Source organism: Halorientalis brevis (assembly GCF_023077655.1).
Genome location: NZ_JALLGV010000005.1, coordinates 334535 through 352568 on the forward strand (window position 1 = coordinate 334535; position 18034 = coordinate 352568).

18 protein-coding genes are annotated in these 18034 nt (G+C 64.9%); 11 read left to right on the plus strand and 7 right to left on the minus strand.

Going from position 1 to position 18034, the window contains the following annotated elements; all coding sequences use genetic code 11:
- Window positions 1-166: 166 nt before the first annotated feature.
- The gene (locus tag MU553_RS13715) at window positions 167-1003 is read left to right on the plus strand and encodes an alpha/beta fold hydrolase (protein ID WP_247378571.1); all 837 of its coding nucleotides are present in this window, start codon (window positions 167-169) and stop codon (window positions 1001-1003) included.
- Window position 1004: 1 nt separating this feature from the next.
- On the opposite strand, the gene MU553_RS13720 is transcribed toward MU553_RS13715, so the two are convergent.
- Complete coding sequence (locus tag MU553_RS13720) at window positions 1005-2837, minus strand: cation:proton antiporter domain-containing protein (RefSeq protein ID WP_247378572.1); 1833 nt, start codon at window positions 2835-2837, stop codon at window positions 1005-1007.
- A 275-nt stretch (window positions 2838-3112) separates the two neighbouring features.
- Between MU553_RS13720 and MU553_RS13725 the strand changes: the two genes are divergently transcribed.
- Window positions 3113-3313 (plus strand): STAS domain-containing protein, encoded by a 201-nt coding sequence (locus tag MU553_RS13725; RefSeq protein ID WP_247378573.1) that lies wholly within the window; start codon window positions 3113-3115, stop codon window positions 3311-3313.
- A gap of 194 nt (window positions 3314-3507) precedes the next feature.
- Entirely contained in the window at window positions 3508-4056 is a 549-nt protein-coding gene (locus MU553_RS13730; protein WP_247378574.1) for an HdeD family acid-resistance protein, read from the plus strand.
- A 48-nt stretch (window positions 4057-4104) separates the two neighbouring features.
- On the opposite strand, the gene MU553_RS13735 is transcribed toward MU553_RS13730, so the two are convergent.
- Window positions 4105-5298 carry an AI-2E family transporter gene (locus MU553_RS13735; RefSeq protein WP_247378575.1) on the minus strand — a complete coding sequence of 398 codons (1194 nt, stop codon included), beginning with the start codon at window positions 5296-5298 and terminating at the stop codon, window positions 4105-4107.
- Between the two features lie 266 nt (window positions 5299-5564).
- Here MU553_RS13735 and MU553_RS13740 point away from each other — a divergent pair, with 266 nt between their 5' ends.
- From MU553_RS13740 to MU553_RS13750, 3 genes are all read left to right on the plus strand, one after another.
- A complete protein-coding gene (locus tag MU553_RS13740) occupies window positions 5565-6191 on the plus strand; it encodes a GAP family protein (protein WP_247378576.1) in 627 nt (208 codons plus the stop codon).
- Between the two features lie 186 nt (window positions 6192-6377).
- Window positions 6378-6782 (plus strand): DUF5518 domain-containing protein, encoded by a 405-nt coding sequence (locus MU553_RS13745; RefSeq protein WP_247378577.1) that lies wholly within the window; start codon window positions 6378-6380, stop codon window positions 6780-6782.
- A gap of 361 nt (window positions 6783-7143) precedes the next feature.
- Window positions 7144-7647 (plus strand): hypothetical protein, encoded by a 504-nt coding sequence (locus MU553_RS13750; RefSeq protein WP_247378578.1) that lies wholly within the window; start codon window positions 7144-7146, stop codon window positions 7645-7647.
- Between the two features lie 26 nt (window positions 7648-7673).
- Here MU553_RS13750 and MU553_RS13755 read toward each other — a convergent pair whose 3' ends face one another.
- Window positions 7674-9137, minus strand: coding sequence for a TIGR00341 family protein (locus MU553_RS13755; protein WP_247378579.1), 1464 nt, complete (start codon window positions 9135-9137; stop codon window positions 7674-7676).
- A gap of 220 nt (window positions 9138-9357) precedes the next feature.
- On the opposite strand from MU553_RS13755, the gene rpl12p reads away from it, so the two are divergent.
- Entirely contained in the window at window positions 9358-9684 is a 327-nt protein-coding gene (gene rpl12p / locus MU553_RS13760) for a 50S ribosomal protein P1 (protein WP_247378580.1), read from the plus strand.
- Window positions 9685-9718: 34 nt separating this feature from the next.
- Here rpl12p and MU553_RS13765 read toward each other — a convergent pair whose 3' ends face one another.
- From MU553_RS13765 to MU553_RS13780, 4 genes are all read right to left on the minus strand, one after another.
- Window positions 9719-10768 (minus strand): pentapeptide repeat-containing protein, encoded by a 1050-nt coding sequence (locus tag MU553_RS13765; RefSeq protein ID WP_247378581.1) that lies wholly within the window; start codon window positions 10766-10768, stop codon window positions 9719-9721.
- Between the two features lie 121 nt (window positions 10769-10889).
- Window positions 10890-12356, minus strand: a complete 1467-nt coding sequence (locus tag MU553_RS13770) for an oligosaccharide flippase family protein (RefSeq protein WP_247378582.1) — start codon at window positions 12354-12356, stop codon at window positions 10890-10892.
- A gap of 340 nt (window positions 12357-12696) precedes the next feature.
- The gene (locus MU553_RS13775) at window positions 12697-13425 is read right to left on the minus strand and encodes a class I SAM-dependent methyltransferase (protein ID WP_247378583.1); all 729 of its coding nucleotides are present in this window, start codon (window positions 13423-13425) and stop codon (window positions 12697-12699) included.
- Between the two features lie 20 nt (window positions 13426-13445).
- Window positions 13446-14330 (minus strand): aldo/keto reductase, encoded by an 885-nt coding sequence (locus tag MU553_RS13780; RefSeq protein WP_247378584.1) that lies wholly within the window; start codon window positions 14328-14330, stop codon window positions 13446-13448.
- A gap of 90 nt (window positions 14331-14420) precedes the next feature.
- Between MU553_RS13780 and MU553_RS13785 the strand changes: the two genes are divergently transcribed.
- The 4 genes from MU553_RS13785 to MU553_RS13800 all read left to right on the plus strand — a co-directional run bounded on the left by MU553_RS13785 (window position 14421) and on the right by MU553_RS13800 (window position 17791).
- Window positions 14421-15053: a glycosyltransferase family 2 protein gene (locus tag MU553_RS13785; protein ID WP_247378585.1), complete on the plus strand. Its 633-nt coding sequence runs from the start codon at window positions 14421-14423 to the stop codon at window positions 15051-15053.
- The gene (locus MU553_RS13790; protein WP_247378586.1) at window positions 15047-15778 is read left to right on the plus strand and encodes a ZIP family metal transporter; all 732 of its coding nucleotides are present in this window, start codon (window positions 15047-15049) and stop codon (window positions 15776-15778) included. The genes MU553_RS13785 and MU553_RS13790 overlap by 7 nt, the downstream gene beginning before the upstream one ends.
- Before the next feature lie 273 nt (window positions 15779-16051).
- Entirely contained in the window at window positions 16052-17455 is a 1404-nt protein-coding gene (locus MU553_RS13795; protein ID WP_247378587.1) for a selenium-binding family protein, read from the plus strand.
- The gene (locus MU553_RS13800; protein WP_247378588.1) at window positions 17456-17791 is read left to right on the plus strand and encodes a 2Fe-2S iron-sulfur cluster-binding protein; all 336 of its coding nucleotides are present in this window, start codon (window positions 17456-17458) and stop codon (window positions 17789-17791) included.
- The last annotated feature ends 243 nt before the right edge of the window (window positions 17792-18034 follow it).

Consider the following 18034-nt stretch of genomic DNA (forward strand, 5'->3'; position numbering starts at 1 on the left):
GCGTCGGCCAGTCAGTTCCTGCGCGACCCATCTTCGCATGGGTTCGTAGCCGATGATGAAAAGCGTTCCCGCAGACGCACCGTTCGCGCCGCTTCGAGCGCACAGTTGTCGGTGCTGTTGTGATCCAATCCCACCGTTCACGTAGCTCCAGACCGTACGGAGTTCGATGCCAACGCTCTCGCTGGACGACGTCGACCTCCGGTACGAAGTCGCAGGGGACGGACCGCCGCTGGTCTTTCTTCACGGTGGCTGGATGAACGGGGACGCCTGGCAATCGCAGGTAAACCGCTTCACGCCAGAATACGAGGTCGTCACCGTCGACCTCCGCGGCCACGGACGAACCGGGGAGTCCGGCCAGCGCCGCTACTCGGTCGAACTGTTCACCGACGACGTCGAAGCCTTGCTCACCCACCTCGACGTGGACCAGCCCGTCCTCTGTGGCCTCTCGCTCGGCGGGATGGTCGTTCAGGAGTACCTCGACAGACATCCCAATCAGGCCCAGCGCGCGGTCGTCGCGGGGCCAGTTCAGTCGATGCCGCCGGTCGACGTCCCCAGCGATCTCAAACCGTTCGTGTCGCCGCTGCCGTGGATCGCCGCGTCGGCGTCGTTCGCCGGGCCGACGGCGACGTTCCAGTCACTGCTCGCCTCGGTCAGGCCGATGCACGGCGGGCCGTGGCTGTCGGTCGACCCGACGGTGCAGTCGTGGGCGCAGGACGCCGTCAGCGACGTCCAGCGCGGGGAGTTCCGGAAGATCTTCCGGGCGCTGTACGACTACGAACCGCCGGAGCTGTCACACGTCTCGACGCCGACGCTCGTGGTCTACGGCGATCACGAGGTGTCTCTGGTGAAACAGCAAGGGCACCGGATCGCGTCGGCCGTCACCGACGGCACGGTCCTCGAGATTCCCACTGCCGGCCACCTCGTCAATCAGGACAATCCCGACGCGTTCAACGAGGCACTCACGGCGTTCCTCGCGGGCGACGCGGACCGACTCGCGTCGTAAGTCAGGCAGTGAGTCGCGTCAGCGCGGACTCGACTGCATCCGACTGTCCGAGGACGGTGACGCGATCGCCCGCCTGCAGCACGACGTCCGGGGAGGGGATCAGAAACTCGTCGTCTCGCTGGAGAAGCACCAGCATACTCTCCGGTGGGAGATCGAGGTCGGCGACGCGCGTGCCGTCGACGGTCTCGGAGACGACACCCTCGGCGAGGTGCTCCCGCCGACGCGTAGACGCCCGCCACGCGGACAGACTCGGGAGGGTGACGAGGTCGGAGATGGCGTCGACAGTCGCCGCCGACGGCGTCAACGTCGCGATGCCGAGGTCCTCGAAGGACTCGACTTTCGTCGGGTCGTTCGCCAGCGAGACGAGCGACTCGACGCCGAACTTCGTGCGTGCGGTCTGGCAGGCGAGGATGTTCACCGCGTCGTCGCTGGTCGTCGCGACGACGCGCGTCGCGTTTTCGACGCCCGCCTCCGCCAGCACGTCTGCGTTCGTTCCGTCGCCCTGGACGACCGAGTACGCCGCGGCACGGAGGTCGGCCACCGTCGCCTCGTCGCGTTCGACGATGACGGGATTGCCGCCCCGGGCGTCGATCTCGGCTGCGAGCTGTCGTCCGATCACACCGCCGCCGATGATGAGTGTGGTCATGGGAATGATACCGAATGCGTTCGCGAGGAAGGGTGCGCCGCCCGCTTCGACGACGACCGTCACGAGAATGACGAGGAAGACGAGACTCACGACGCTCGAGGCGTTCGGCACGCCTGCGCGAGCGAGCTGGAGCGAGAACAGGGTCGCCGTCGCGGCCGGGATGATCCCCCGCGGGCCGATGGCCGAGATAAAGGCCCGTTCGTTCGTCGAGAACTCGGAGTCGTACGTCGAGACGAACACGCTGAGCGGGCGGACGACGAACATCGCGACGAGGACGACGACGAGGCCACCCAGGCCGAGTGCGAAAATCTCCTCGAACCGAATGAGCGCAGCGAGGACGATGTACACAGTTCCGAGCACGATCGTCGAGATGGCACTGCCGAACCGGGCGATCTCTGCCTGGTACGGAATGGGTTGGTTCCCCATCACCAGTCCCGCGACGGCGACCGCGACGACGCCCGACTCGTCGCCGAACAGGGTCGCGAGGGAGTACGTCAGCAGCGCGACTGCCAGGATGACGACGCGTGAATCCTGCGGCGACCTGCTGTACGCTCGGAGCACGTAACTGGACGCGAGAGCGAGGACGACGCCGAAGAGCATACCGACACCGACCTGTGAGACGAACTCCGTGACGATGGTTTCGACCCGTCCTGCGCGTTTCGAGAGCAGCGTCACGGTAAAGAGCGCGGAGCCCAGGACGGACGCCGAGACGTCGTTGATGATCCCCTCGGCTTCGAGGAGACTCGCAACGCGTTCGGTGACCGTGATCTGTTCGAGAATCGGCGTGATAACAGTCGGGCCGGTCGCGACGAGCAGCGCGGAGATGACCAGCGAGATCGTCCACTGCAGGCCGAGTACGAACCGGACCGTGAGCCCGAGACCGAGGAAGGTGATCGCAGCGCCGACCGTCACCAGCAAGAGCGTCGGTTTCGGCGTGGTCCGAATCCTGTGCAGCGAGAGCGAGAACGCGCCCTCGAAGACGATGACTGCGACGGCGAACCCGACGACAGCCGAGAGTTCACTGCTGGAGAGCGACGCGCTGAGAAACCCGACGCCTTCCGGACCGAGGAGGACGCCGAACCCGAGCAGGAAGACGACGCTCGGGAGCTGATACCAGTCCCCGATGAGTTTCGAGACGGCTGCGAACGCGACGATCACCGACACGGCGAGCAGGGCGTCCGGGGCCATTGTCTGTGGACGTGAACGCCTGTGCCGCCCACACCAGGTTGCGCTGTTGCGGCACAGTTGCTCTCGCATCTGCGTCCGGGCGTCTCGCGAACGCCAACCCACCCGGAGTCGGCCGACAAGTGCCGGCGCTTCGCTCGCCGCCCAGATTGTAATGTCGGCCATATACTCGATTGTCGTGGGAAATCTGGCCTTTCCCGCGTGGCCGCGGCCGCGCTCACCACTCAATCTCGCGCCGGTGACCGGGTTGTGCGCCGGCCTCCTTACCGACCGTCGACGTGACCGCTGGGGAGACGCTCGCGACCCTCGCCGACGACCGCCGCGACCGAGGGATCGACCTCCGGTTGGCGGGCGCAGCAGCCGACGTGTGTCGCGTGCTCCTGGCGACCGGCCTCGAAACGACGGTCGGTCACATCGGTGACGAAGAGCCGATCATCGAGGTCATCGAACGGTGGGAACTGGACGAGCCTCCGCCGTGAGTCGATCGTGTTTCGGCAACCGAATCGAGACTGTCGGCGTCGGACAGCTACGAGGACAGTATCCTGACCCATCGGGAACGCGACTGTCTACCACAGTTGGGCAATGGTCGAATATCCTTTTCCACGCTCGCAGCCCTCAGCTACACCTAGTGGTTCCAATGGTAGCAGAAACATCAGCCACCGGAATGGAGACGATGCGGGAACAGTGGGCTCGCGGCGGGATCGTCGGCGGGATCCTCCTCGCACTGCTCGGTCTGCTCGCGCTGCTCGCGCCCTTCGTCACCGGGCTCGCACTCTCCGTGCTGCTCGGTGGCGTCCTCGTCGTGGGTGCGCTCGTCCACGTCGCGGCCGCCTTTTCGGCCGGCACTGTTCGAGGCGTCGTCTGGCAGGCCGTGTTGGGCGTCGTCTACGGCTTCGCCGGCATCTCCGTGCTGACGAACCCGGTGCTCGGACTCGCGACGCTCACGCTGCTCGTCATCACGTTCTTCGTCGCCGAGGGAATCGTCGAACTGGTGTGGGCTGTTTCCGGCGGCGCCGGAAGCAGGCTCTGGCTCGGACTCAGCGGCGCCATCTCGCTGGCGCTCGCGGCGCTGCTCTGGGCGGGCTTTCCCGCAAGCGCGCTGTGGGCCGTCGGCGTCCTCTTCGGCGTGGACCTGCTGGTGACTGGCTTCTCGATGATCATGCACGGCCGCAAGCAGCGGGCAGTCGCCCGGGCCGAAGCGCCAGCGGAAGCCGGTGCGTGAGATCGGTCCCCGAACAGCTCTTTTCAGTGCAGTCGATCCGACGCGCGTTCAGCCGGGTTCCGGGCCGCCGCGCTCCGACTCGGTTTGGGCGCTCTCTTCGGCGTCGCTCACCGTGTAAAACTCGTCCAGCGTGTGCCCGGTCTGGGACGGGGGCTGCTCCCGGTCGGGATTGGCCAGCACTGGCAGGATCATCCGAACGAACGTCACGATCACGACGAGCAGGAACGGGCCGAGGAAGATGCCGTACCAGCCGAACATCGGCGGGCCGAACAGGTACGCGAACATGACCAGGCCGGTGCTGAGATCCCTGCCGGAGAGGTACGGGCGGATGTACGTTCGGACGACGTTGTCGAACGCGACGGTCATCACCGCGAGGAAGACGAGCGGGTACCAGAGGAGCCTCGGATCGGTCGTGGCTGCCTGCACGCCCATGACGGCGGCGATGAGGAAGTACACGATCGAGCGACCCACGAGCGGGACGAGCGTGAACACGCCAGTGATGACGCCCAGCAACACTGCCGAGGGGATGCGCAACTGCCCGGGTGCGACGACGTTGGCCAGCGTGTAGATGAGCGAGGTGAGGATCATGATGGCGAAGATGGTCATCGTATAGCCGAAGAAGACGGATCTGAGGCCGCTGTCGATAGCAGTCAGGTACTTCGACGCCAGACTCTCCGTCCCGAAGACGTTCGATTCGAACCACGAAGCGAGCGGGCGGTCGCTGATGAGAAGGAAGAAGGCGAGCAACAGCGCGATGAACACGTTGTACAGCGTCGCTCCGACAGTGCCCACGACACCACCGATCGATCCGACGACCGATTGCACCGACGGGTCCCGAATCAACACGAGCGTCGTCTGGTAGACCTCTTCGGGCGTGTTCGGAAGGTCCGGAATCTGAAACGGGAGTCGTGTGAGGATCTCTTGCACTGGTGCGTTCGACAGGACGGCGACCAATTGCCCGAGAGCGACCAACAGCAGCGCGGCAAGGAGCGCGACCACCGGGACGACCAGCAGGAGCAACGTCGCCGCTGCCGCGAGGCTCGGCGTGAGCCACTGCTCTAACCACCGGCTGACCGGACGGGCGACGTAGTAGACGAACAGTCCGAACACCAACCACGCCAGATACTGCTCGACGACCAGCGCCAGGACTGCGGCCACGCCGAGTCCGAGAAGCCACCACCCCAGATGCTGCCGACCAGCCCAGACGCGGACGTCCCGGATCGTGGGATCGGTTTCGACCATGCGAAATGGTATCACACGAGAAGGATTAAGGAAACTGTACGGTCGCTCGGAGAATTCACCGAACAGTCCTGTTACAGACCACGAGTCGTCAGCACCGCCGGTCACCGCGGTTCACTGCGAGGTCGTCCGGGGCAGCCGAGAGCGAGTAGTGGACGGGAGACTACGATAATCGGTTTCTAACAATTCCGTTCTGGGCGCACGCTTTCGAATCAGCCGATGACTGTAGGTGTCCGACTATGAGAACATCGAGACAACGGCCCTGAACGATGAGTCTTGTCGGCCTGCTGGAAGTCCTTCCACTGGCGATCGTGATGGTGGCTGGGCCACAGCTTCTCAGTGCCATCTTCCTCGCCACGACCGAGCGCTGGCGGCGTAACTCCGCCGCCTTCGTCGCCGGCGCGGCGCTCTCGATCTCCGCGATCGTCACCCTGGCTTACTTCGTCAGCGACGGGGCCAGGGAGCAGGGCGCATCCAGTGACCTCATCGGTCTCGTCGTCCTCGCCTTGCTCCTCGTCGCCATGGTTCGCGTCTATCTGGGGAGAGACGAGTCGGAACCCCCTGCCTGGATGAGCAAGCTGACGTCCGCAACCCCGCGGTTCTCGTTCAAACTCGGCTTCCTGTTGTTGGGTGTGTTTCCAACCGACCTGATTACGTCCGTCGCCGTCGGCTCGTTTCTCGCGGCGGAGGGACTGCCGCTGCTCGACGCGGCCGGATTCGTCGCGCTCACGCTCTTCTTGCTCGCTCTCCCCGCACTGGCCGTGCTCACGTTCGGCGCGCGAGCGGCAGCGTTCCTCCCGACGGCGCGCGACTGGATGAACGAGAACTCGTGGATCGTCAACGAAGTCGTGCTCCTGTTTTTCGTCGCCATCGTCGTCAGTAACATCGTGGGCTGAACGGCCAGACGCTGACGACAACCGAACAGTTCCTTCGTGAAGCGAGAGATTGCCACAGTCTCCCAACATCACACCATCGGACGCAAAGATATGTAAAAAGAAGTCGCAACAGCTGCATTCCGTCCGGAACTTCCGGCAAATCCATCAAACTGGTTTAAGCTTCTGCGAAGCGTACAGTATACTGTTATGGCAGAACTCAACTGGCGCGCAGTGATAACTGGCTTCGTCGTTACACTCCTCATCGGGGTCGTTGGCGGGACTACGCTTCCAATGACTGACCTCACGATCCCCACCCTGAGCTGGGCGTTGACCGGCATCATCGGTGGCTTCGCGGCCGGGTACGTCGCCGCCGACGGCATCGGAACCGGGGCCGTCAACGGCATCGTCGGAACCACCCTGGGAGCCCTGATCGTCGGCGCGTTCATGGCGATCTTCGGGACGTTGTTCTTCGGCCTCGTTGGCCTCGCGACCGTCCTCGTCGGCTTCCTGTTCCTCGGCCTCTACGCGATCCCCGGAGCGATCGGCGGTGCGCTCGGTGGGATGGTCAAGGGCCGCAAGCCCGCGCCCGCAGGACGGCCGGCTGGACGCTAAAGTACACCTTTTTTCGAACTCGGGGCGGATGGAGTCAGCGAACCTTGCGGATAGCGGTCGTATCCCCACGTTATCGGACTGGCAGCGACGACCGCGGAGGTGGTAGGGAAAGGGATACCTGAGAACTCCGCTGGCCACTCATTTTTCAGCAGAGAGCACCGGGATGAAGCGGAATGCGGGCCACGCTGGCCAGGGTCGCCTGCTGGGGAGTGAACTCTGGTGTCGAGATCGGTAACCCTCACTGACCGTGAAGAAACAGTGTGGGCCTGTTTTTACGTCCCTGCTGGAGTTCTCGAACAGCATTGCGGTGCCGGTGATCGGCCGGCCGACCGGAATGCGCTGCAGAACGATGTCACAGCAAATGCAACAGCCACAGACCCAGGTACAGCCCGCCTATCAGGCCCAGACGCAGCGGGGGCAGGCCGTCCAGCAGTCGCAGGTCGGCCAGTTCGTCGGCCAGCGGTACCAACAGTCGGTCCCGCAGGAAGTGCAGCAGGCAGTTTCCGACCTCGAACGGTTCGAGTCGGTGTGCGAATGGCTCACGAGCCGGGCGACGGAGAAGGGCATGGTGCGCCTCGCCAACCGGAGCGACGATCTTGCGGAGATCGCTCACCTCGAGAAGAAGCTCCTTCTCCGACAGTCCCCGTTCGCCCAGCCCATCGGACAGGCCACCCAGCAAACCATCCAGCAGGGGATCCAGGAACTCCAGCAGTACGCGAGCGAACCCGACGTACAGGAGTCACTGACGCACGCACAGCAGGTGCTTCAGTCGGTCGGGCAGGCGTTGAATCGCGTCCAGACGTTCGGCCAGCAGGGAGCGCAACAGGGGCAACAGATCCAGCAGGGCCAGCAGCCCCAGCAGTAAGCGCGGCGGCCACCGCATTTTTCCGCTCAACCGGAAGTGGCGTCGGTGGTCAACAATCCGACACGCGTCTCGTCACAGTTCGTCAATGTCCTGGGTGATGCGGTCATCCGGGATCGACAGTCCGACGACGCCAGTCGACGGGTGTCGGTCGTCGGGAACGCCGGTTCGGTAGACAACGCGTTCGAGTTGTCGATCACGTCCACCTCGCCCGTCCGTTGTTCGGTGACGAATCCGACGCGAACCACGACAGACCGTCCAGTCGCTCGCGTGAGCCGGCGATCGACCCGGTCAGCGATGTTTGGCGGTGGCTCGTAGTTCGCCGGCCGACCGACGAGAACGTTCACTTCTGCAGGATTGCCCAGCAGGATGTCTGTCGGATCGTACTCGACGTTCGCTTCGATGAAATCCAACTCCCGTGGAAACTCCTCACGGAAGAACGTCTCCAGTTCGTCGGTAGTCTGGCTCTCGAAGAGCGCGACCTGGAACGACGAGTACGTAACGAGCGCGAGCACGACCGAGAGGACGCCGATGGCGACCACGAGGACCGCGATCCGCACGAGCAGCGATGAGCGCGCCCGGGCGGCCTGGGCGGCCTCTGTGGGCCGATAGCCAGCGATCCAGAGCAGGACGAGGGCGGAGAGGTTGATGGCGAGGAGGTTCACGAGCACCAGCACAGCAGCAGCGAGAGCGACGTTGAGATCTCCCCAGGCGATCCCCAGGCCCGACGTCGCCGCGGGCGGAATCAGCGCGACGGCGATTGCCACCCCCACCAGCGCAGAGCCGACGTTCCGGATGACGCTGATCGCCCCGGCCATGCCCGACCCCAGCGCCAGGAACAACGAGAGGAACGTCGGACTCGTCCGTTCCGCGACCTCCGGAATCGACTCGACGTCGAGCCCCGGCGGGACGAGGATCGTTCCCTGGACGATCGCACCGATGACCGCACTCGTCGCGATGGCCACGAGTAGCCCGGTGATCTGCAACAGCACGCCGCGATACGCCAGGGTGCTGTCGTCGAGAACCGTTCCCACGCTGGCCGAGATGGCCGGACCCATCAGTGGCGCGACGACCATCGCGCCGATGATGGTCGCAGCCGAGTTGAGCAAGAGTCCGGTCGTTGCGATCGCGGTACTCAGGACGATGAAGGCGAAGAACGTCGAGTTCTCCGGGGCCATGTCCAGCGCGCGGGCGACGAGTTCCTCGCGGGAAATCCGGAACCCGGCGAACTTCGCCTGGAGAGCCGGGAGCCGCGTCGAGACCACGGTTTCGGTCGCGAGAACGATGGTGTAGGACTCCTCTCTGATCCCGGCGTCGGCCAGGCGCTCGAGCACGGGTTCGACGCCGCTCTCGGGGACTGGAAACTGCACGAGGGCCTCGAACTCACCCCGACCCGTCTCGTCGAAGACGGCGTAGTCGATCCCCTCGTCGTCGAGCACGTCGAGGGCTGCCGCTCGCCGTCCCTCGGGGATCAGAATCTGGACCAGCCGCATACCCGTTGTTCGGCCCAAAACGTCATAACGAGGCTTCATACTGGCTGGATATGTCCGCTCGGACGAACTGGGAGACTGGCCGAGCAGTTCCGCAATCTGGAACTGTTGCCATTGCCATCAGAATTTCTATCCTCGTGGCCGACGACCGTTCGAACCGAGTCTGGCTGGGGTCGCCGGACTCGTCAGCGACTGCCGGTGCCAGCCCGGCAGGTGAGTATCGATGGAGTACATCTACGCAGCACTCGTCCTGCACGAATCGGACGCCGAGATCAACGAGGAGAACCTGACGAACGTCCTCGACGCGGCGGACGCAGCCGTCGAGGAATCGCGCGTCAAAGCGCTCGTCGCAGCGCTCGAAGACGTCGACATCGAGGAAGCGCTCGAAGGGGCCGCGTTCGCACCCGCCGCTGGGGCCCCGACCGCAGGGGAAGAGCCGAGCGTCGAGGAACAGCCGGAAGCCGAAGCCGAACAAGAGGAAGAACCCGAAGAAGAGGAGGAAGACGAGGAGGAAGCGTCGGGCGAAGGCCTCGGCGAACTGTTCGGCTGACCACGCCCCCTTCTTTTCTCCGGGCGACCGGCTGCTACTCGACGCTCCGGGTCAGCACGAACACCAGGATCGCGATGAGGAGCGATCCCAAGATCGTCTCGAGGCCCGCGAGGAAGCGTGCCCACAAGCCAACGGGTTGGATATCGCCGTACCCGAGCGTTGCGTACGTGACCACGCTGAAATAGAGGCTCTTCACGTAGGTTCGTGAGACGTGCCACAGGACCGGGCTCGTCGGCTCTTCGATGGTGTACGTCAGCGTGGTTTGGCCGGCCGTTTCCTGGATGCCACCGGTCAACGGATACAGGAACGCCGAGACGAGGACGAGCAGTCCCGAGACAGCGAGGACGCGCCAGGGGCTGACGCCGTAGCGCATCACCCACCGTGATCCTTCGAGTTTGAGCGCTTTCAGGTAGTTGTCGTTGACCCACGCGAGTCGACGACGGACGTCGTGGGCGCGCGTGTAGAACCGGTGGCGGCGCTTGGCAACAGCGTTCTGGCGGAGCAGGCGGTCGAGCCGCCGATACGTCCAGGCAGCGGCTTCGCCGAGTTCCGTTTTCGTCCCCGCGTCCGTCGCGTTCCGCATCCGCGTCTCGTAGACGAGTTCCTTGTCGAACGCCGTCTGGGAGTTGACGTGGGCGTCCGCGAACACCGTCCGGTAAAGACGGGCCCGTCTGAAATCCGCATCGCGAAGATCGGCACGGACGAAGGTCGTGTCCTCGAGAGTCGCGTGTGCGTAGTTCGCTCCGGTCAAGTTACAGTCGTTGAACTCCGTCCATCTGAGGTCCGCACCCGAGAAGTCCGTCTCGATGCACGTCGCGCCCGTGAAATCGGCCCCGATGAGTGTACATCCTGCGAACAGGTCAGTCCGGGAGAGGCTCGCACCCCGAAGTTTCGCACCATCGAGACGGTCGCCCAGCGATGACGCGTGTGGTTCGAGCAGTTCCCACGACTTCTCTCCGATCGAGGCGTGCCAGATACAGTGTTCCCGGTCCGCCCACACGGGCCGCCAGCAACAGGTGACACCCTTGTCCGCGACTTCGCTGCCGTCGGGAACGAACCCGCACCGGTCGTCTGTCCCAGGCATGCCGTCCACGTTGGGGTTTGCGCCGTTTACGTTCTCCCCCAGTGGAGAGCGCCGGTGAAATCGAACACGGACGTCTCAGCGGTTCAAAACACACAGATCAGCCGCGTACCGCCGGGACCGATCACCCGGGAGTCACGGTCGCGAGCGCCTGACCCAGTTCCCTGACCGTTCGCGCGGATCCGGCTCGGAACCGGTCGCTCGCGAGGGCAAACAGTCCGTAGTGGAGCACGACGGCACCTGCGAGGACGGCAGCGAGGGTCGACGGCGACGTGAGGTCCAGGGAGTGACTGGCGAGCCAGACGAACGCGCCGGCAGTCGCGGCGATCACCAGCTGTCGGGACAGCGTAGTCGGGCGAACGAACCGGCCGAACACGAGACGTGCCACGCCCTGGACGAGGAGCACACCGCCCAGTTCGAGCACCACGAGGACGAACACGACTCCCGCGACACCGCCGTACGTCGCTCCGAGGACGATAGCCGGACCACCGACGGTGAGCAGACCGGCGAACAGACCGAACACGTACCGGGGCTGGCCGACGCCGAGGAGAGCCGCCGACACCGGTCGCTTCAATCCCCAGAGAACCCGCGTCAGCGCCACGCCGACGAGAACGACGCCGCCGGTCGCGTACGCCGACCCGGCTGCGAGGGACATGATCTCGGGCGCGATCGGTGCGACCAGGAACAGCGTCAGGAGCGCGACGCTCGGCGTGTAATCGAGTGCGAGTTCCACGTGAGAGAGGACGTCCTCGCCAGCGGAGTGCATCGCGCTGACCTTGACCAGCAGCGGGTCGGTGATGCAGGTCGCGAGGTACGCGCCGATCATCGTCACGCGCTTTGCGGTCTCGTACACCGCGACCGACGACCCGCCGAGGACGACGCCGAGCAGGAGCGTCGGCGCCTGTCCCCAGACGTGACTCGCGATTCCGGTCGGGACGCTCCACTTCCCGAACGCGACGGCGCTGGCGAGGGAGTCACGGGACGGGAGCCGCGGAACGAGCCCGACCACCCAGTAGGTCCCGAGCGCCACCGAGAGGCGGACGCCGGCCCCGAGGAGCAACACCGTTTGCGGTGACGCGCCGCCCAGCCAGACGAGTGCGAGGACGCCGCCGAAGAACACCGTCTCGCGAACCGTCTGCGACACCATCGACGCACCCGGTTTCCCCACCGCGTCCAGGAGTCGAGTCGCCATCTCCGACTGGGTCAGCACTGCCGCGTACACCCCGAACGCCAGGACGGTCTCGCCGGTCAACGGCGTCCACGCCGTCACCACCGGTGTCGCCAGCGACAGCACGGGAACGCACACGAGCAGGTAGAGCACCGTTCCCGCCTGTGCGAGCCCGAAGAACTCGTGGCTGGGCGAGTCGATCTCACTGACGCGTTTGCGCATGATCTCGCCGAGTTCACGGGAGGGTATGATCGCAAGAATGGCAGCCGAGAGGGCAAAGAAGTACGTGCCGACGCCGTCCGCCCCGAGCGTCCGCGTGAGCAACCCGAGTGTCGCCAACTGAACCGCGATGAGAACGACGTTCGCTGCCGCTGCGATCAGTGACTCGCGTCGAATGTCCAGTTCTGCCGTGGCGGTTCCCATCGAGTAACGCCGTCTTACCCGATGCCTTGCTTAAGATTACTGTTAGTAGAGACGAAGCATCCAGCTACTAGTCACAGCTCGTCTGTAGATACGACGCACGTACAGAAGCAACCACCGAGGGCAGTAGACCCTGTCCGGACGGCCATCGGCGTTACAGTACCGAGCGGAAAGGCTACCCACGAGCAGTCGCGTCGGCCTCGAAAGCACCGGTAAGACGATCTTACACCCGGTTTCGGTAAGCCGTTTTCCGGGAGAAACGAGTCGGGACTGGAGTCACGCAGCCGCTTTCGTCCGAGCGGTTCACGACTGCGGGCCGTCACGTGTGCGTCGGTCAGACGGATTAGTCGGTGGCGGGCGGGAGTCGCAACGCGACGCTGTACATCGTTCCGACCGATTCCTGGCCGATGGTCTCCGCGATCCGATCGGCCTCCGCGGTCAGTTGCGCACCGAGTTCAGTCGGCAGGTCCGCCGCCGCGGCGCGGACCAGGTCCGCGTGTGCTGCGACGTGGCTCTCGGTCCACGGCACCGGCTCCAGCAGCGTCCGCTCCCGATCGAACGTCCAGCCGTAGCCACGAAACAGCCGTCGAAGCACTGCAGCCGGATAGAACGTCAGTGCAGGTCGCCCGTCGGCCAACTCGGTCGCGGCGTTCGCCAGCGCGAAGAGGGCACGGACGGCTGCGTCGGCTGGCAGCGGCTCGTAGTCGTCGACGACGAGATGGCATCCGGGAGCCGCGACGCGGGTCACCTCAGCCGCGACCGCTCCGAGCTCGGCGGGGGAGAGAAGATTGAACAGTCCGTGGGCGGTGACGAGATCGACCGAATCGCTCGCGAGCGGGAGCGTGCGGCAATCGGCTTCGAGCACGGCGGTTCGGTCCGCGTCCGCTCCGCCGACACGCTCCCGGACCGCGGTCGCGTGGGCACGGTCGTTCGTCACCGCGTAGACGCAACTGGCACCCGCGTCGAGGAGGCCGGCCGTCGCGTTCCCGTGGCCAGCCCCGGCTTCGAGGCAGACCGCTCCCGAAACCGGTCGATCCTCCAGCGCCGACTTCACCGTCAGCGGCACGTCCATCGCGAGACTCCCGTCCTCGGTCAGTGGTGCAGTTGTTCAGGGACCGGGCTCTGATCGTGTCGTGCCTGCTCGACGAGCGACCGCTGAGCCGGTTCGTCCATCCCGTCGTAGCGTTCGGCCGCGTCCAGAACCATCGCCACGAGTTTCGGATCGCCGGGACTGACGACGCTCGTCAGCCCCTGTGCAGCCGCGAAGTCGAACCGATCGCTGATCTCGGCGGGCGTACCGACGGGCTCGTACCAGTTGGCGTACGGACGGTCGCCCTCGGGGAGGTCGTCGGTCGAGGGCCACGGCCCCTTCGCGAACGCCTTGATGCCGAGCGTGCCCACGTTCAGTTCGTTCGCGCGTTCGAGGACGGCCTCGTAGTCGTACTCCGCGTCGTCTTTCCCGACGACGACCGGATTCATCGGGAACATCACCGTTTCGAGATCGTCGATCCGATCGAGGGCGTCGAGAATGAGTTGCGGGTTCCCGTGGCTGGTCAGGCCGATGTGGTCGATCAGCCCGTCGTCCTGCGCATCGCGGAAGGCTTCGAGCGCGCCGCCCTCGCCCGTGATGGTCTCCAGTTCGTGCTCGTACTCGAGCCCGTGGACCTGGTAGAGGTCGATCTGGTCGACGCCGAGGCGATTCAGCGACTGCTCCAGTTTGCGTTTCGCGCCGTCGTACTCTCGTTCCTGGGTCTTACAGCCGAGGAAGATATCCTCCCGGTGCTGACGGAGTTTCGGTCCGAGTTTGAGCTCCGCGTCGCCGTACATGGGGGCGACGTCGAAGTGATTGACGCCGTGGTCGAGCACGAGTTCGACCAGTTGGTTCGCGCCCTCCTGTTCGAGGTAGTCGAGCGCGATCGCACCGAAGGTCATGATCGTGCTGTCCTGACCGGTCGCACCCAGCGCACGCGTGTCCATACTCTGGCTTTACGGTCGGCGCACAAAAGCGTGTGTCCGGGCGGCTACGAGACCAACACCTTCCTGTCGGTCTGTCCCGAATTCTCGCGTGTGACAGGCTTCACCGTCGTCGTGCCGGCGTACAACGAGGCCGGACGCATCGGTCGGACAGTCGACGAACTCGTCGAGGAGTACGGGTACAGCGTCCTCGTCGTGGACGACGGGTCGAGCGACGCCACCGCCGAAGCGGCCCGCAGCGCCGGCGCTACGGTGATCGAGCAACCGACGAACAAAGGGTACATTGCCGCGCTGAAACGCGGCTTCCGGGAAGCTTCAGCGGAGATCGTCGTCACGTTCGACGCCGACGGGGAGCACCAGCCAGCGGACGTCGAGCGACTCGTCGCGCCGATCGCGAACGACGAGTTAGACCTCGTTCTCGGGGCCAGGACCACCATTCCGCGGCCCTCGGAGCGACTGCTCAATCGGTTGGCACGGCTCCGAGTCGACGTGACGGACTCCGGGACGGGATTTCGCGCGCTGCGTCGCTCGCTGGCGGTCGACCTGGAACTGGATACGGCCTGTACCTGCGGGACGCTCGTGCTGGAGGCAGCGGCGAACGGGGCGCGAATCGGCGAAGTGCACTCCGAGACGCGTTCGGTACAGAAGCCCCGAGGCATCGCCTGGAAGCACGGGCGACAGTTCTTCCACGTCCTGGCTCATCTGGTGAATACTCGGACATGGTGACTGTAACGTCGACGTTCGTCTGGATCGCGGGGTTCGCGCTCGTCGCCGCCGTCGTCAACGGCGCGGGGATCTTCACGATCTTCCGCTACCGGTCGTGGGCAGAACAGAACCTCCCGTATTTCCTGTGTTTCGCCGCGGGCGTCCTCATCTCGACGCCGTTGCTGCTCGCGTTCCCGAACGCGATCGCGAAAAGTCCCGACGCCGGCTACAGCGCCCTGGCCGGGTTCCTCTTCATGTTCTTCTCGAACAAGGTCATCACGTATCGGACCGGGGAGAAAACTCTCGCGTTCGGGGTGACCGCCGCGGAAGGAATCGGGATTCACTCCCTGGTCGACGGCGTCGTGTACACCGTCACGTTCAGCATCTCGCTGCTGACCGGGATTCTGGCAGGCATCGGACTGGTCGTCCACGAGTTCGCCGAAGGCGTCATCACGTATCTGGTCTTGCTCGAAGGGAACGTGACGGAGCGGCGGGCGGCGCTCTACGCGTTTTTCGTCGCCGCGCTGACGACGCCGATCGGAGCGTTCGTCGCCTATCCGCTGGTGAGCAGACTGGGGGACAGCGACCTGGGCCTCGTGCTCGGCTTCGTGTCCGGCGTGCTGCTCTACGTGTCCGCGGCCCACCTGCTCCCGGAGGGCCAGTCCTACGAGACGAAACACTCGACGCTTGCCTTCGTGGCCGGCGTGGTCCTGGCGCTGTTCATCGTGTTCTCGCGGACGGCATGAGAGACGGGGCCACCAGTCGAACTGTACAGCTCGGAACACCTGTCTCAGAGGACCCTGTTCCGAATCCGGACCGGCCGCACGACCCACGCGACGCCGGCGACGTCGTACCGCGTCTCCAAAATCACACCGACACGCAACCGGATACGAAGCGACTCACGACCGAACTGTTCCACGAGCGCGTGACTATCACTGGCGTACCAGGCAACTTTCTGTCCCGATTCCGTACCTTATGCGACATAATTATTAATTGTGTTAAAATGGAGTGTGAACACAATGAGCACCGACGAACCAGCTCCGGCAGAAGAGCACAGAGGTCACGAACACCACGAAGTCGAGGGGCCGGGGTATCCGACGCCGGCCGCGATGCGGACCGAGAGCGGCCGGGAGAAGACGGCCTACGTGATGGCACCACGGGTCGGCATGGAGAACGACGGTCCGGACTTCGTCGGCGTCGTCGACCTCGACCCCACCTCGGACACCTACAGCGAACTCATCACCGTGATCGAGATGCCCAACAAAGGCGACGAACTCCACCACTTCGGCTGGAACGCCTGTTCGTCGTCCTGTCACGCCGAAGGGCTCTCCCGACAGTATCTGGTCGTCCCCGGCCAGCGGTCCTCGCGCATCCACGTCATCGACGCCGAGGACCCGCGCGACCCAGAGATGGTGACAGTCATCGAACCCGAAGACGTGTTCGAGCACGACCTCTCGGCACCACACACTGTCCACTGCGTGCCGGGCGGCAAGGTCGTCATCAGCATGCTCGGCGACGCGGAGGGCGAACTCCCCGGTGGATTCCTCCAGTTAGATCAGGAGGACTTCAGTATCGACGGTCACTGGGAGGCCGACCGCGGCGACGTGGAGATGAACTACGACTACTGGTACCAGCCCCGCCACGACGTTCTCGTCTCCAGTGAGTGGGCCGCGCCGAACACGTACTATCCGGGCTTCGACCTCGAAGACGTCGAGGAGGGCAAGTACGGCAATAGCATTCACATCTGGTCGTGGGACGACCGCGAGCACGTACAGACGCTCGAATTCGGCGAGCAGGGCCAGATCCCGCTCGAAGTGCGGATGAGCCACAACCCCGAGGAGACCCAGGGGTACGTCGGGGCGGCGCTGTCTTCGAACATCATCCGCTTCTACGAAACAACCGACGGGGCGTGGGACTGGGACGTCGTCATCGACGAGGAGCCGCGCGAACACGAAGACTGGGACATGCCGGTCCCACCGCTCATTACGGACATCCTGCTCTCGCTGGACGACCAGTACCTGTTCTTCTCGAACTGGCTCCACGGTGACGTGCGGATGTACGACGTGAGCGACGCCGCCAACCCGCGACTGGTCGACCAGGTGTGGGCCGGCGGTCTCTTCGGCGACCGACAGACGGTGCAGGGCGAGGAGATCCGCGGCGCACCGCAGATGCTCCAGTTGTCCCGAGACGGGAAGCGGCTCTACTGGACGACGTCGCTGTTCTCGTCGTGGGACAATCAGTTCTTCCCGGAGATCGCCGAAGAGGGGTCGCTGATGCTCAAAGCCGACGTCTACCCCGACGAGGGGCGGATGGAACTAGACGAGGAGTTCCTCGTCGACTTCGGCGACGCGCCGGGCGGACCCGCACGCGCGCACGAGATCCGCTGGCCGGGCGGCGACTGCACGAGCGACGTCTGGCGATGAATGGCCGCCACGACGGAACCAACCCACCTCGTCGAACTCGTCTGGTCGGACGGGCGGACCGAGACGATTCGCGTCGAGAGCGGTGAAACCGTCGTCGACGCAGCGGAGCGGGCCGACGTTGCCGTTCCGTACGGCTGCCTGTACGGGGCCTGTGGCACCTGCACTGCAGAACGTCTCGACGGCGAGCTGTGCCACCAGAAGACACCACGGGCGTTGAAAGCGCGCTCGCTGGACGCCGGATACGTCCTGCCCTGTATCGCCACGCCGAAATCAGACTGCCGACTGCGCGTCGGCCACGGGATTCAGGCCGAGGTGATCGGCACCCCCTGGAAGTAAGAACACGTGTTCCGGACCCGCAAGTAACTGGCACCGATTCTTGGAACCTGTGTGCGAGCGGCGTCGGCACTACCTCTCCCGAGTAACGTACGCAAAATGTACACCCGGAACACTAACGACCGACATCATCCAGGGCTGTGTGCCCGTCTCAGTCGGGAAACCCTCGTGCCGGGTGGGAGACTCTTCAGAGTCTCCGAACACGCGAGCGGCGTCAGCCGCGAGCGTGGATCGGGTCGCGCGTCA